Source organism: Thiolinea disciformis DSM 14473, from assembly GCF_000371925.1.
In the GTDB taxonomy this organism is placed as follows: domain Bacteria; phylum Pseudomonadota; class Gammaproteobacteria; order Thiotrichales; family Thiotrichaceae; genus Thiolinea; species Thiolinea disciformis.
In genome coordinates this window covers 1-14574 of the sequence record NZ_AQVE01000025.1, presented here as the reverse complement: position 1 = coordinate 14574, position 14574 = coordinate 1, and the positions used below count along the sequence as shown (strand labels likewise).

The 14574-nt window shown below is 43.8% G+C and carries 17 protein-coding genes; 15 read left to right on the top strand and 2 right to left on the bottom strand.

The annotated features are described in order from the left end of the window. Positions 1-47 precede the first annotated feature (47 nt). The 15 genes from A3IE_RS0115895 to A3IE_RS20995 all read left to right on the top strand — a co-directional run bounded on the left by A3IE_RS0115895 (position 48) and on the right by A3IE_RS20995 (position 11667). Positions 48-716 carry a helix-turn-helix domain-containing protein gene (locus A3IE_RS0115895; protein WP_110721553.1) on the top strand — a complete coding sequence of 223 codons (669 nt, stop codon included), beginning with the start codon at positions 48-50 and terminating at the stop codon, positions 714-716. After that, entirely contained in the window at positions 713-907 is a 195-nt protein-coding gene (locus A3IE_RS0115890; RefSeq protein ID WP_020396616.1) for a hypothetical protein, read from the top strand. Before A3IE_RS0115895 ends, A3IE_RS0115890 begins: the two co-directional genes overlap by 4 nt. Then, on the top strand, positions 904-1149 hold the full coding sequence (locus A3IE_RS0115885; protein ID WP_020396615.1) for a hypothetical protein: 246 nt from the start codon (positions 904-906) through the stop codon (positions 1147-1149). Before A3IE_RS0115890 ends, A3IE_RS0115885 begins: the two co-directional genes overlap by 4 nt. Beyond that, entirely contained in the window at positions 1146-1274 is a 129-nt protein-coding gene (locus A3IE_RS23285) for a hypothetical protein (protein WP_020396614.1), read from the top strand. Before A3IE_RS0115885 ends, A3IE_RS23285 begins: the two co-directional genes overlap by 4 nt. Then, a complete protein-coding gene (locus A3IE_RS21005; RefSeq protein ID WP_020396613.1) occupies positions 1271-1702 on the top strand; it encodes a DUF6011 domain-containing protein in 432 nt (143 codons plus the stop codon). The genes A3IE_RS23285 and A3IE_RS21005 overlap by 4 nt, the downstream gene beginning before the upstream one ends. Continuing rightward, a complete protein-coding gene (locus tag A3IE_RS0115870; protein ID WP_020396612.1) occupies positions 1699-3057 on the top strand; it encodes a hypothetical protein in 1359 nt (452 codons plus the stop codon). The genes A3IE_RS21005 and A3IE_RS0115870 overlap by 4 nt, the downstream gene beginning before the upstream one ends. After that, on the top strand, positions 3054-3257 hold the full coding sequence (locus A3IE_RS0115865; RefSeq protein ID WP_020396611.1) for a hypothetical protein: 204 nt from the start codon (positions 3054-3056) through the stop codon (positions 3255-3257). The genes A3IE_RS0115870 and A3IE_RS0115865 overlap by 4 nt, the downstream gene beginning before the upstream one ends. A 56-nt stretch (positions 3258-3313) precedes the next feature. Further along, entirely contained in the window at positions 3314-3595 is a 282-nt protein-coding gene (locus A3IE_RS0115860) for a helix-turn-helix transcriptional regulator (protein ID WP_157832892.1), read from the top strand. 136 nt (positions 3596-3731) lie between these two features. Then, a complete protein-coding gene (locus tag A3IE_RS0115850) occupies positions 3732-6347 on the top strand; it encodes a toprim domain-containing protein (protein ID WP_020396608.1) in 2616 nt (871 codons plus the stop codon). A gap of 1163 nt (positions 6348-7510) precedes the next feature. Continuing rightward, a complete protein-coding gene (locus A3IE_RS21000) occupies positions 7511-8887 on the top strand; it encodes a replication endonuclease (protein WP_211206843.1) in 1377 nt (458 codons plus the stop codon). 89 nt (positions 8888-8976) lie between these two features. Continuing rightward, the gene (locus A3IE_RS0115835; RefSeq protein WP_020396605.1) at positions 8977-9207 is read left to right on the top strand and encodes a hypothetical protein; all 231 of its coding nucleotides are present in this window, start codon (positions 8977-8979) and stop codon (positions 9205-9207) included. Between the two features lie 67 nt (positions 9208-9274). After that, positions 9275-9673: a hypothetical protein gene (locus A3IE_RS0115830; RefSeq protein WP_110721548.1), complete on the top strand. Its 399-nt coding sequence runs from the start codon at positions 9275-9277 to the stop codon at positions 9671-9673. Continuing rightward, positions 9670-9873 (top strand): MerR family transcriptional regulator, encoded by a 204-nt coding sequence (locus A3IE_RS0115825; protein WP_020396603.1) that lies wholly within the window; start codon positions 9670-9672, stop codon positions 9871-9873. Before A3IE_RS0115830 ends, A3IE_RS0115825 begins: the two co-directional genes overlap by 4 nt. A 23-nt stretch (positions 9874-9896) precedes the next feature. Then, a complete protein-coding gene (locus tag A3IE_RS0115820; RefSeq protein WP_020396602.1) occupies positions 9897-10964 on the top strand; it encodes a tyrosine-type recombinase/integrase in 1068 nt (355 codons plus the stop codon). After that, complete coding sequence (locus A3IE_RS20995) at positions 10957-11667, top strand: phosphoribosyltransferase (protein WP_020396601.1); 711 nt, start codon at positions 10957-10959, stop codon at positions 11665-11667. Before A3IE_RS0115820 ends, A3IE_RS20995 begins: the two co-directional genes overlap by 8 nt. Before the next feature lie 117 nt (positions 11668-11784). Here A3IE_RS20995 and A3IE_RS0115810 read toward each other — a convergent pair whose 3' ends face one another. After that, positions 11785-12216, bottom strand: a complete 432-nt coding sequence (locus A3IE_RS0115810) for a hypothetical protein (RefSeq protein ID WP_020396600.1) — start codon at positions 12214-12216, stop codon at positions 11785-11787. Between the two features lie 52 nt (positions 12217-12268). Then, positions 12269-14574, bottom strand: a 2306-nt coding sequence (locus tag A3IE_RS0115805) for a COR domain-containing protein (RefSeq protein ID WP_020396599.1), incomplete at its 5' end; no start/stop codon positions are given.

Sequence of the window (14574 nt, the reverse complement as noted above, 5' to 3'; positions counted from 1 at the left end):
TGGCATAAAAAAGCCCACTGGCTAAGGTGGGCTTCAAGGATGTGGATATGTCTACTTTCAGAGACTTAATGCTAATGCACTTGCGCCAGAGCAGCAATTGCGGAAAAACCGACAAAACCGCCTTGACGGATAAACCAGCACCCGCTATGCTGGAAAACGTGCCGAATCTCACCATTCAGCACAACTTCAAGCAAACTTACGGCGGCAATGTAACGACTACGCAACCGCCAACCATGAGCGGTATTTTTTTGCCCGCTACCTTTGGCGATTCTAACGAATTGTCGGGAGTAGCAAGGAATAAAAAACCGTCATGCGGCAATACTTGCAGCGTTTCCGTAAGGACGCTTGAAGGCTCCCGACTGCTTTATAGCAGTCACCACTTCAAACAAACTTACGAGAACAACGCCATGCAAACACGGCATTCATCCGCCTTTGGTGCGCCTGCACCAGTGGCACAGGGCTATCACCCGACCCTTTGTATCTTATCCGACGATGCCCTTCACCAAACCATTCACCAAGCCAAAACTGACCTAAAGCACAAGGGACGCGGGAACGCTTACGCACGCTTGTTGAAACAATTTCATGCAATGATCCTGCCCGCCTTTATCGCTGAAACCGGCGGCAATCTGTCCGAAATGAGCCGTTTACTGGGTATTCACCGCGAAACGGTACGCGACTATGTGAGCCGTTTGGAAAGCGTAGGAGGTGCACAATGACTGCAACCTCTCCCAACAGTTTCAAGCAATCGGTGCAGTTAGCACAACTTGCGATCGAACAACGTGTTCATGCGGCTGAACCGAGCCAAGCCAATGCACTACGGGCGACGGCTTGGGTCAAGTGGATTAATCGATACGTGTTGAAGCCTGTGAATCCAAAGAGTCGCAACGGACAGGGGGTGCAAGCATGAATACCCCTAACGCAGAGTACCACCGTAACGCAGGTACCCTTCACAGTGAGCTGGAACTCATTAATAGCCTGTTGCAATTAGCAGCCGATACCTTGGCACACCACGCTATTATTGAAGTGGATCATGTCAGACAAGCCCTTCAGTTCGCCGCCAATAAAGCATGGGAGCAAAGCCAAAGCGCGAAAAAGCTCGCTGCTGATTTGCATGATCACTATGTGCAGGCGCAAGGGGTGAGAGCATGAAACCTTTAAATACACGCCAAAAATGCTATTTATTAGCCCTCATGCTGTCGCTGTATCTTCAAGCCAAAGTCGCCAAACTCAAGCAAAAGGTGCTCCATATATTCGGCAAAGGCGGTGCAGTATGAGCCGAATCAAATACCCTAAGTGTATCTGCTGTGGCAAAAACCTCACTGACCCGGTATCTGTGATGTTGGGTATGGGTGCTATTTGTCGGATGAAACAGAAAAACCAACGTGATACTGGGCCGGAATTATTCGGTGGTTCCGCGTTTAGCGTGGATGTGGTGCAGGGTGTCATCTGCATTATTGATCTGGATCAAGGCGGCAAGTCGGTCACGAATGACATGGAAAACGTGCTAGCTACTGTGCACCGTGATTATGATCTTGATGTGTTCAATGATCCGGTGATTTATCGCGATTCGCTAGGCGTGTGGGATGGAGTAAGCGTCGCTACGGGACAGCGTTACTACCACGCAGGCTTCTATTCGCTGAACGAGTTAGACCGCACAACGGCGATTTTGAAAGCTAAAGCAACATCGGAGGTGGTCACATGAATAGCCTAATCATCGTAGCTATTATCGTGATCCTGATTGCAGCAGTAGTGCTGTACCTAGATGCTAAACGTGTTGCTCGTGGCGAGTCAGCGGGTGCAAGTCTGTTGCCCTTGATCAAGTGGCCTTTATTGCTCGCTAGTGCCGGATTTAATTGCTTTTTCACCTATAACGTGTTTTCGGCCTTTCATGAAGGAGTAGCCCTGTTTGCGGCGGTGGTGATGGGTGGTGTGACTTTGGCAGAGGCGTTTTTAGTACGTTTGATTATTGCCGCATGGCGACACCGTTTCACCTTCATTTATCGCATGGCCTTGGTGTTAGCCATCCCTTTGTTTGGTTATTCCTTGATGGCGGCGGATTCTAGTTTTCACGCGATGCTGAATAAAAACCAATCGGTACATTTAGCTACCCAATTAGAATTATCTGCTTCGAATGATCGAATTAAGCAAGCCGAATGGCAAGCCCGTCAAGCCGAAATAGATGCACGCAAAGAAAATCGTTTGAATACCTATTACTCGGAATCTGCGACCTTGGCAAATGCCAATGCGTCAGGCATTGCAGCGAATGAAAAGCGCCTACAGGCTCAATTATTAAGAGAGCAAGCACCGGAAATAAATCCCAATTTATTAGGGTTTAGTTTAGCCGCTAGTGTGGTAGGTTTAATTGTCTCTCTCGCTTTGGAAGGTGCGATTATTGGTGTGGGATTTTTCGAAGAATTATTCATTCGCCCTACCCCACTCCCTGCATTAATCCAATTCATGAATAAAACCTTGGATTGGAATATTAGCGAAGCGCATCAAAAACCACTCCAAGTGGAAATGTCGCCTTCACCCTCCGTATTAACTTACGTAAATCAAAAAGCACTAGCGGTGACGATACCAGCCCCGACTGCCCTTGTGCCGAGTGTTAGCTCGGTGGGGTTCGGTTGGCAGTCCCACCAGCCGACCCGTACTACCCTACCGAGTGCCCTCACCGAACGTAGTACCCACTCTGAGCTACCCGCCCTACCGAACGTCAAAACCGGTTCAGAACCGAACGCGTCGGGTTACGTCGGGTTAGCACACCTACCGAACGCAGGGTCAGCAGGGGGCGATATTGCGACCGCCCCGCAGAGTGTTCAAGAAGGTGCGTTTCAAGAGTGGCTAACTCAGGTGAGGTCAGGTTTAGCGAGTCCAACCATGCAGCCCACTAAACAATTTATCAGTGAGCGTAAATTAGCGAAGGGCATTAAATTAATTGCAGCGATGGCTGATGATTGGTTAGACCGTGCTTATAACTTAGGTGTACTCGACGATAATCCAGATTATAGCAATGGTAAGCCGCGCTATATTTTAGCAGGGCAGGGTAAACCATCATGAATCAGCATATCGAGGTTATTCGCGAGAATTTAACACCTGCACAAGTATTAGCGATTCGCGAGCAGGCTAAGAAAGACGGTTGCCAAGTGAATATTAATCGTCTGCATTCTCAATTGGTGGAGATTCAGATTATTCACCCGAATATCATTATTGATGTAAACCCTAATATGATCAAAGGAGAAAGGCGGTTAATTAAATAGTGATTAATGGGGTAGGGTCATTAGCCTTGCCTCTTTTATTAAACAGAGGGTTTTATATGAAAGTATTAAAAGAAACGTTTTTGAATTGGGATGATGCCAAGCGCCAATTAAAAAAGCGTAAAGAGCAATTATCGAAGCCGGTGGAATGGTTAACACGTGAGGATATTTGTCAGCGTTACCGCATTAGCCGTTCTACCACTTATCGTTTACAACGGGAGGGCAAACTTCCGACCCCCAGTTATCACTTTGGCAAAAACAGTCCACGTTGGGATGTGGCAGAGCTGGCCGAACTCATTCACGCTACTCAAGAGGAGGGTAAGCATGACTCACAGAAATAATAAAGCCCTGAATGCTGGACACATTCAAGGCTTCCAATCAAAAAACCAACAAAGCAAGCTTATAACAAATGCGGTGTGTTTTCACCTCTCTGTTAGCAATTTCCCGATAACCGCAGACATGAAACAGGGGTGAGTCATGCAGCTTGAGCAAGTCATTAAGCGCTTACAAGCCGATTATGGGCTAAAACGTCGTGGCGACTATTTACGTGAGGGTAAGTGTCCTTCATGTGGTAAGAAGGAGCTTTTTATCAGTGCTACAGAGCCACATCATTTAAAGTGTGGGCGTGAGTCTAAGTGTAATTGGGGGAGTAAGACCCGCGAATTATATCCTGAGTTGTGGAAACCCCTGCATGCGTTGTACCCACCCACCAAGAATGACCCACACGCCACGGCCAAAGCCTATCTACACAGCCGTGGTTTGGACGCTGCTTTGTTTGCTGCCGAGTTTGTCCAAGGTCAACGTTATGAGCGGGAAGCAGTACGTGAACCCAAGGGCACAGAAACAGTTCGTTTCTTTCTAAATGCCGAAAAAAGCGTGTATTGGGAACGCTTTATTCAAGTGATTGAAATGCCCGACAAACCGAAAAAAGCACATTTTAACGGAAGTTATAAGGGCTTGTGGTGGCAACCTAAACACTTTGAGCCTAAAAGTGGTCAACAGGTCTTTTTAGTCGAAGGTATCTTAGACGCGCTGTCTTTAATTCAATCTGGTTTTAGTGCAGTTTCATTAATGTCCTCCAACAACTGGCCAGAAAAAGCGATTCAAGCTTATTTGGGCAAAGGTATTCATTGGGTAGTTGCTTTGGATAATGATCAGGCAGGCCAGCGCTACACTAAAGCATTAGTGCGCAAATTACGCGCTTTGAATGAGCAAGCGGAAGCCTGCCTTGCACCGGATCGGGAAAAATGCGATTGGAATGACCTCTTAAAAGCATGTGGCGGTGTGATTTCACGCGATAAGCTTAAAAAATGGTTTCATACAGGGCGTTTACTCACAGCCATTTCACCCACCCGCAAGGCGCTGGAAATTGTTGATTATACGAATAAACACCGATTCACTTTTGAGTTTGATAACCAGCTTTACGCCGCTAAGTACAGCGATAAGGATGAAGATAACCCGATTCAATTGGAAAATATTGCCAACTGCAAGCCAGAGTTTCTGTATTTCCAGAAAGATGCGTTGAGTGGTGAAAGTTCGTATTATTTGCGTGTCACTCGCCCCGCTGGGGAGCATCAGAGGCCGCAAATTTATAAGGATGTTTTTACCTCCTCAGCTTTAGCGGCTGCACCCAAATTCAAAGACCGCTTAATGGATGTGGGGGCAGGGCTGATGTTCACCGGCAATACCAAGCAGCTTGAGCAGTATCAAAATACTTATTGGTTTCCACCAGGAGAACCTTTATCTGAGGTGCAAACCATCAACTTTTTAGGCTATAGCACTGAATTAAATGGCTGGCTTTTCCCCAAGCACGCAGTATTTGATGGGCGGCTATATCGGGTCAATGAAGATGACTTTTTTGATTTGCCAGATGGCCGCCAAGTGAAAACCACTTTTCGCCAAGACACTGTGGTTATTGGTGATCCACTGGAGGCACACCGACCTGACTTATGGTTAGACGATTATAAAACGGCGTATGGTGCAAAAGGTCTGGCTATTCTTGCTTATTGGGCAGGTTCTTTCTTGGTTCAGCAGATACGCAAAGAGCAAGATTCTTACCCATTTTTGGAGTTATGCGGTCAGCCCGGAACAGGTAAGACCAGTGTACTCACTTTTTTATGGAAGCTCACCGGACGAGAGGGATATGAAGGCTTAGATTTGGCCAAAGCGACCCATTCCAATAGATGGCGATCTTTCGCACAGCTTGCCAACATGCCTTTAGTGACCATTGAAGGTGATCCTAGTAAGAATGAAAGCGGACATCAGCGACGTACCTTTGATTTGAATGAAGCCAAGCCCTTATATAACGGGCGAGGGATGCGCGGCACATCGCCCAAAAATACTGGGATTGAAACCCATGAGCCACCTTTTAGAGGTGCATTTGTGATTGCCCAAAATACGCCCGTTGACGCTGAACCTGCCACGATGGAGCGTATTATTCAAGTGTATTGGGATAAGTCACATTTCAGCAGCCAAGGCTATCATGCCGCACAACGTTTACAGCGTTTGGATATGGAGCAAATCAATGGCTTCATGACCGCTTGTATTACTCAAGAAAAGGGCTTGTTAACCGTCTATAAGGCGCATTATCAAGCGATATTTGAGCGTTTAGAAAGCCGTGTGGATTTAACAAATCAGCGTATTAGACACAACCATGCGCAGATTATGGCCATGGCACACGCTTTGCAGGAAACAGGTATTTTGGGCGGTTTACTCGCCTCAGATTTAGTGTCATTGGATAACTACCTAACCCAGTGTTGTGTTGAGCGCCACCAGTGTTTAGAAGCCGATACTCCTCTAGTGGCTGAGTTTTGGGATATGTACCACTTCTTGGAAGATGAGTCAGGCCACCGTGTGAATCATTCCAGTGATCAGACACGAATAGCCATTAGCTTGTTGGATTTTGTGCAAATACTTGCCGAAAACAAACTCAAACCTCTTGATCTGACACAGCTAAGACGTGAACTCAAGCAAAGCAGGCGCTACAAGTTTATCGATGCTAATTGCGCAACCTTTTCCAAAATCAAGGGCAAAACTGTTAAATGCTTTGTGTTTGCCAACACTGCTGGACCAGGGCAAGCAATGGCGGCTTAAGTAGTTAATAGTGCGAAAATTAGTAAAACTTATGATGATTCACTAAAAGCCGGACAATGATCCGGCTTTTTTATGATCAATATATAACCAAATAACGGTAAAAAAACGCTTGTAAGTCATTGATATTTGCAAAAATAAAATTATTACCTATAGTGTGGGAAAACGGTAATAAAGGTAATATGGTCTTTTTTATATTATAAATCAAATACTTACAGGGTAATGAAAAAGGTAATATTAGGGTAATGTCATTACCGTAATGAAAGGTAATAAAGCAAATGCTTATGGAATTTTATAAGATGTTGATTTTAAAGAAAATTAATAAAATGGCCTTAAAGTACATTACCCTAAAAGGTAATATTTCTTACCGTTAGTATCTTATTGATTTTAAATAAATTCTTATTTTCATATTACCTTTATTACCTTTATTACCGTTTTCCCACGGTATACTGGTTTTTTTTTCTTCCCCACACCAAGAAATAAATTTGAAAAGCTCTATTTTGAGGCTAGTAGGGCACTAATTTGCTTATTTCTATAAGTTGAGCTAATTGATAACGCTCATTTGAGTGAAATTACCGCAATTGCTTCAATCGCTTGTGTGTGGTAGTTAAGGAGTCGAACAGGCATACAACATAGGCTTTTCTGGTGCGGGTGCTAAATTGCAAGCAGGTCGTGTAAAAGTTGTGTAAAAGACAGGCAAAATGATAAAAGTTTGTATTATTGTTTGTAGTTGTGAATAGTGCTAATGCTTTTTTCATTTATAAACAATAGTTTGCAAGCGCTTATCGAATCCCTCGCTCTCCGCCAATTTTACACCTACCCTAGACCTATCTAGACCCACTAAGACCTATAGTAATCAACGACTTAACGAACACGCTCAGGTTCGGCAATTAGTCCCGATAGGTCTTGATCGGTCTCCATTACGCCACAAATTTGCCACATCCTCTAAAAAGCGTTCCTATGATGAGCTGCTTTCCGATCTTTCCCCGCTTGCTTCGGATTTAGCCTTTCGCTTTGCTAAAACGTTAGAACGCTATGATTACGACCAAGCTCACCACGAACTCAATACCATTCATCAGCGTCTTTGCCTGCACGATTTGAATTTATGTGCTGATAGCGAAGCATTAAAACAAAAAGCTCGCCAATATGCGGGGCGTTGTCGTGGCATGAAAAAAAGTGCTCAAAGTGAAAAGGAGGCTTATCAAACGGCTTCACAATGGATCGGACGTTATGGTATAGCAGCACCATCTGTTAAAAATGATGCCTATGAACCTGCTTTAAACCGCTTAGGTTGCGAGAAATGGTGGTTTCGTCAACTCAAAGTCTTACGCTTGCGTACCATAGGCGATATAGCACGCAGCATTGAAGCAGTAAGCCGTTGCCGCCAAAGCTATGTCAGTGATCATGTGGTTCATCTTAAGCGTCAACAGCACGATCAAAACCGCCTCTATTTATCCTCGACCTTTATCACCAATGAAAATGGACAAAGCTACGCCTTACAAGAATTAGTAGATCGTTCGGTATCCAATCCAGCCATTCGCCGTGCTGAACTGATGGTGAGGATTAAGGGCTTTGAGGTGGTGGCAAATCTCTTAGGTCATGTGGGTGAGTTTTATACCCTCACCACACCCTCAAGAATGCACGCTTGCTTACATCATGGGCAGATGAACCCGAATTATGATGGCACGACTGTTCGAGAAGCTCAGGAATATCTAACCCACCTATGGGCATTAATGCGCTCTGAGTTACACCGCCAAGGTATCCGGCCTTATGGTTTTCGCGTGGTCGAACCGCATCATGATGGAACACCACATTGGCATTTGCTGTTATTTATGCCACCTGAACATCAAGACAAAGTTAAAGCCACTTTAAAACACTATGCGCTATTAGATAACCCTGACGAACCAGGCGCACAAGTGCATCGCTTTAAAGCTGTTTCCATTGACCCTAGCAAAGGAAGCGCAGCGGGTTATATCGCTAAATACATTGCGAAAAACATTGACGGTTATGGCCTTAAGTCAGAGCCTGATCAACCAGCACCTACCCAAACGGCTGAACGTATTAATGCTTGGGTAACTACGTGGGGCATTCGCCAATTCCAACAAATAGGCGGACCCAGTGTTAGTGTCTGGCGTCAACTACGCCGCCTTGATGCACAAGAGGATGAGATTTTAGAGCCTGCCCGTCAAGCTGCAACTGCTAATGACTGGGCGGCCTTCATGTTAGCGATGGGAGGCATTGAAATCCCTAGGCGGGAGCATCTCATTAAACCTTATTACGATTTTCCACGCCAATTACAGGCTGAGACCGGGGAAGTTATCTTTCTGACACATAACCGTTATGGCGATCAAGCCGCTCGACCTGTAGTCGGCTTAGAAAGCCCTAGCGCTATTTATGATGCAAGAAAGCATTTTTGGACGCTTACGCAAGAGGCCACCGCATCACTCTGGACAATTCCGACCCGAGCTTGCGCAGGGGAGGAATTGTCGAGCGTGAGCGGTGGCAGCAGCGCCGAAGGCGTCTTCTTGGACTTGTATCAATAACTATACGAGGTAAAAAGCACATCCTCATCTAACACCATTTTTAATGGTTCTTACTGAGTAACATGCCAAACCATAAAGCGAGAATGAGCATGAATGAATTTACGCTGGAAGAAGCGGTTAAGTTAATTTATCAGCATGTTGTACTACGAAAAAATATAGAAGCCCCTGAGCAAAAGCCGAACCTATCTAGTATTGGTCATATTTGTGGTGTGCTTACCTTGAACGATCAAATTGAGGTGGTAGTGAAGTTTCAAGATGCGATTCAACAGTTCACTAAAACGGAATTTGCAGCTCAATTAGTAATGTTAATCGAATCGTAATGTGACAAAGGCATGTTTGTATGTATATTATGAAAGTCACTAGCAACTTTCATAGACACTACTGATTATGGAAACACAACAGACTTCGCTTCTAATGCTCGATAAAGAGGTTGAGCAACGCATCTTGCAACACATTAATGACTTTAAGGGGCAATCCACTACTTTGGAAAGTGCTTTAGGGTCTTTAATCATGGGGCAGCATTTTGGCTGGCGCATTCTTAAAATATGCCATACACCAGCAACCTATCGCAGTTATGAAAAAATTTTGGGTATTAAGTTTCAGGATTTATGCCCTGAAATTACTGCTTTAGGCAAAAGAAAAAGTATTGGCTACGCCATCGCGCAAAAGTTAGGAAGCTTTTGGGCTGTCATTATGGGTCGTAAAAAAGTCCCAAACAAAGGTGGTTTAGCGAATGAAGAGGAGGTTATGCACCTTGCAGAATCGTTTGAGGTGGCTAAATCGTGAAAGAGGCAGGTATTGATATAAACCAATTTGTAACAATCAAAAAATTTGCCCAAATGAGCGGTCTTAGTGAAGAAGCTATTCGCCAATATATTAAAAAAGGTAGCTTGGTTACTGGAGTGCACTGGTTTAAAGGCACGAATGGGCGAAACATGCTGATTGTGAAGGCTGTGAATCAATGGTTAGTAAACGGAAAGGCTTAACCATAAGAGGTAATAGTGTTGTTATGACCTTTACCTATCTCGGTAAACGTTGCCGTGAAACTCACCCTCAGCCATCGACTAAAAGCGGTTGGAAGCTACTTGAACAAAAGCTCCAAACTATTTTATTTGAAATTAGTATGGGTATTTTTGACTATTCGAAACATTTTCCTAATAGCAAAAAAGGGAAAATGCTACTAAAAAGCCGTGCTGATTTTTATACAATCGCGGAAGGTTTGAAGGATTGGTTCAAGCGTAATGAATCTAGGTATGAGAAAAGCACTATACAAGGCTATAAAAGTGCTATTTTCTATCATCTGATACCGCAGTTTGGTTTATTAGCTATTTCTGATTTAACTGCTATTCAAGTGAAGGAATGGCTAGCTGGCCTTAAGAGACTGTCTAATAAGCGTAAAAACAATATTCTTATCCCTTTACGCCAGCTCTATGAAGAGCTTTATCTCGATAGCTTTATTGAGAAAAATCCACTAGAACGCATCAGAAACCTACCTGTTTCACCAAGAGAGCCTGAGCCATTCACTAGAACGGAAATTGAAAAAATCCTAAGTCAGCTAGAGGGGCAGGAAAGAAACTTTTTTCAATTTGCATTTTGGTCAGGTTTAAGAACCTCTGAACTAATAGCGTTAGCTTGGCAAGACATCGACTTCGAAAATAATCGTTTCTATGTACGTCAGGCCAAAGTTAATGGTGTTCTAAAAGGGGCTAAAACTAAGTCAGGGTATCGAACGATTACGCTTCAGCCTGAAGCTAAACAAGCACTACTTAATCAATTTACTTATACAGGGTCATTGAACGAAATAGTGTTTCACGACTCACGTAAAAACCAACCTTGGAAAGGTGATCAGATATTGCGTAAAACTATTTGGACACCAGCTTTAAAAAGATCAGAGGTTAAATATCGTGAGCCTTACCAAACACGCCACACCTTTGCTTCTATGCTACTTTCTAGAGGTGAAGAACCCATGTGGGTTGCTGATCAAATGGGGCATAAAGATTGGGGGATGATTAGAAAGACCTATGGCCGTTGGATTCCTACCCATGAATCTCAAGGGGGTACGGCGTTAAATGGCTAAGCGTGGCAATCATCCAGTAAACCTAGCGGATGCTCTAATTTTTCACAGCTTAGGCACTCTAAATGAACACCCACATTACCCGGCTGCGAAGGCAGGTGACTTTGATGCTGCCTTGTTAGTAGTAGATGATTTACTAAGCACTGTTGATTTAAATATCTTTAAACCTTACCTTGATCAAAAAGCTACTCTCTTACCAGTGTTAGCACAGGAAGCACAAGGTCGAAACAAAATTCCTTTAGCTATCGCGCTATATCTTGAAAACCAATTGGGCTTAAAAGTGGAACTAGGAATAGGCCAACTTACTAAAGTTTCACGCACTACCTTAAGCGGGTTAGACAGAGTTTTTGTTATTCCTGAGTTTTCGGGTACGGTGCTTAAAGGGCAATCTTATGTTCTACTGGATGATACTCTAACCCAAGGCGGAACCTTTGCCGCATTAGCCTCACACCTTCAACAGCAAAATGCTTCAGTGTTGGGTGCTGTTGCGTTGACCGGAAAGCAATATAGTGCTAGGTTAAAACTGGATTTAACTCTGCTTGAGCAATTGAGACATAAACATGGCGAGCTTGAAGAAGCCTTCCAAACAATTAATGGTTACAACTACGCAGCGCTCACCCAAAGCGAAGCGCGTATGCTCGTCAACTTTAAGCCAGCCGAGCAAGTCAAAAAGCGCATCCTTACCGAAAGTCATTCGCTTGACTGAAAGCGAGTATCAAGATTTGATGTCAGAAATGCGTGAAGCTGCTCAGTTAATGCGCCAAGTATTTAAGAGCAGGATTGCACCTCAATTGGGGGCTAGTTCGTTTTAATATTTGCTGATTTAGTGCACAAACACGATGATGGCTACAATCATAAAGGCTAATAAGCCATGAAAAATCAGCAATGATTTTGAAAAAATAGTCTTAAACCATGAAGCAGCTTGATCGTGTACTGAGCGGGTATCAAAACTGAGGTCGCTAAGTATATCAAGGGGCGGTTGGCAGTTTTTAGTATAAAGCGCTCTAAACAAACGCTCTTGATGCAGAAAAAAGGCATCCAATAACCAAAAGGCTATTAAAGGTAAAAAGGCAATCCAAGCCATTGCGGCCATTTTGTCTTTGGTCGCAAAAGCCAGTAGGGCTGAAATGAGGGTAATACTCCAGCCTTTGACTAGAAAAGAGTTATTGGCCATGCGCGCAATGACTTGTTGTAGCATCTCTAGGTGTTTTAACCTACCTGCATCAATACTCAATGGTTTTTCTGTTTCACTCACGTTTAATTCCTTTTGCGGTTGGACTCATCTGGTTTTTGGCTAATGGACTAGCTCAGCTTTCCAGCAAGTGCATAATAAGTTTTTTAATGCCTATTTGTACTTCATCCCAAAACTCTTCTTGCTTGCCCTTGCCCCATTTGCTCAAAGGCACTCCTTTGGTCGGTAGTGCTGTGATATTGCCTAGCTTAAATCCATCAATAGTCTGCTCGGTCCAATCAGGGGTCGAACCAACAATAATGGGTATTACAACATTTTTCTTAGCATGATAGCGCTCTAGCGCTATAGGTAGCTCTACCTCATAACAATAGTCGGTTAATAAAAAATTACGGCTGATCAGCAACAACACAACATCCGCGTTAACCAGTTCTTTTTTAATATCTTCATGCACCAAGCCTCCAGCCATTAATTGCGCATCCGTCCATGCCTTAACCTTGAATTGGCGGCTAATGAGTTTTAGGCGTTTTTCCAGTTCCACGCGGTGTTCTTTATCTTCTTTAGAATAAGAGATAAATACTTGAATCGCTTGCTTCGCTGGGGCTGCATCGAGGCGAGAACTCATGGTTTCTTCTTCCTGAAATTCCGGTAAGGGGGTGGGTTGGTCATGAAGTCCCTTTTGCAAAGACTCGCTATAACGATTATGCGGGCTAACTTCTTTGACGAGTTTACACAAGGCATGTAATAGGTGCTCGAGTGATGCACCGCGTAAACTAAACTGTAAGCAACCTTGATTGGATAGCGTTTTATCTTGCAAGTGACAGACTAATAAAACTTGTCCCCATTCGGTATGGCAATAAATGCCTTGATACCAAGGACTCGATTGATCTTTATAGGTCTCACCTAAACGCACAATCAAGCGTTCAATAATGCTCCGATGCAGGAAAGGGTAATGAACCACATAGTGCCAATCCTTGTCTTGCATTGCTCCCCAAGTGACTTGATGGAGGCATTGTTGGGGTAGGAAAGCAGGAATAATATATTCCCGCTCTACAAAGGGCGTGTCCCATTTTTTGTTTACTTCATAGCAAATGTGACAATCACGCATGAAACCTAAATAAATTTCACGTTCTTGTTCAGTCGCTTCTGGCCAGATTAAACTTGTTTCTGCGCCTAATAATTTGCCATTGTGTTTAATTAAAATATTTCGATAGGCGGCTTTGCGGTCGAATACTTTGTAGACTGCTTCGATAATCCAGTTCTGATCGAGGATAATTTGATTTTGGAAAGCGCCTTTTTGATAAAAAAGAATGCCTGTTTTGTGTAGGTAATCTACAAACCATTCAGCATAATCAATCTGCTGAGCTTGGCAAAGCTGCTCAAACTGTTCAAAGCTGAGTGTTTTCTCTGTTTGCTTAAGCGTGTTAATGGCTGCTTCAACAGCCAACCAAGTCTTGGGCAATTGTAAATAAACTCGACCTTTTAGTTCCTCAATGACGTCTTGAATCGTGCCTTTAAGGCTATTGATATTTTTATATTGCAAAGCAGAAACTTTTACAGCTTGGCGAATTTGATCAGCTCCTAGCATTTGCAGGGTTAAGTCTGAAGGTGCGGCTGGCAACTTATCAGCACGATCAATTTGATTTTTTACTAGAATCACTGGGCTATTCGGCGCTATATCGTGAATGGCCTCTAACCAATAACTGACGGGGTGATTGATTTCCTCCGGTTGTTCCTCGGTGTCTTCAGCCCAGACGAGTAAATAGACGCAATCGTCACTTAAAAATAAGCGATGAGTGGCATGATAGATTTCTTGGCCACCAAAATCCCAGACTTGCCAAGTAATTTCATCACCAGTGTCTTGTTGAATGTGTGGCCATGCCTCAATGAGGATGCCATGCGTGGATTCCATCTGCGCCGGTGCTGGCTGGTGATGTTTTAAGGCATAGGCCAAGCTCGTTTTGCCAACACGACCATTACCAATGAGCTGAATTTTTAATTGCCGCCGCCACTCAAAACCTTGCTCTAGCGCTTGATAATAACGAACTAAATTTTCATAACAGTTCTCATGCTCACGCCCTAATAGCACACTAGGTATATGATTAATGTGGCTACCTGCTAAGTAGAGCTCTCTTTCACGTTCTTCTAGTAGAGTTGGTAGTGTGTCGGCGTTTTTTATCGTACTTTGTAGGCAAGTTATTTTTGATAAATAAGGAAAATTAGCCTCGCCAAAAAACAAGAGATCATCGACTTTTAGCTTGCTAATATTTAATTCTATCAGGCTTGGTAAGATGGGTATTGAGCTTAAATCGCTGATCTTGTTACCACGGCAATCGAGCGATTGTAATTGGGACAGCCCGGCTACGGGTGTTAAATCGCTGATCTGCGTAGAACTGCAAGCGAGCGATTGTAATTGGGACAGCC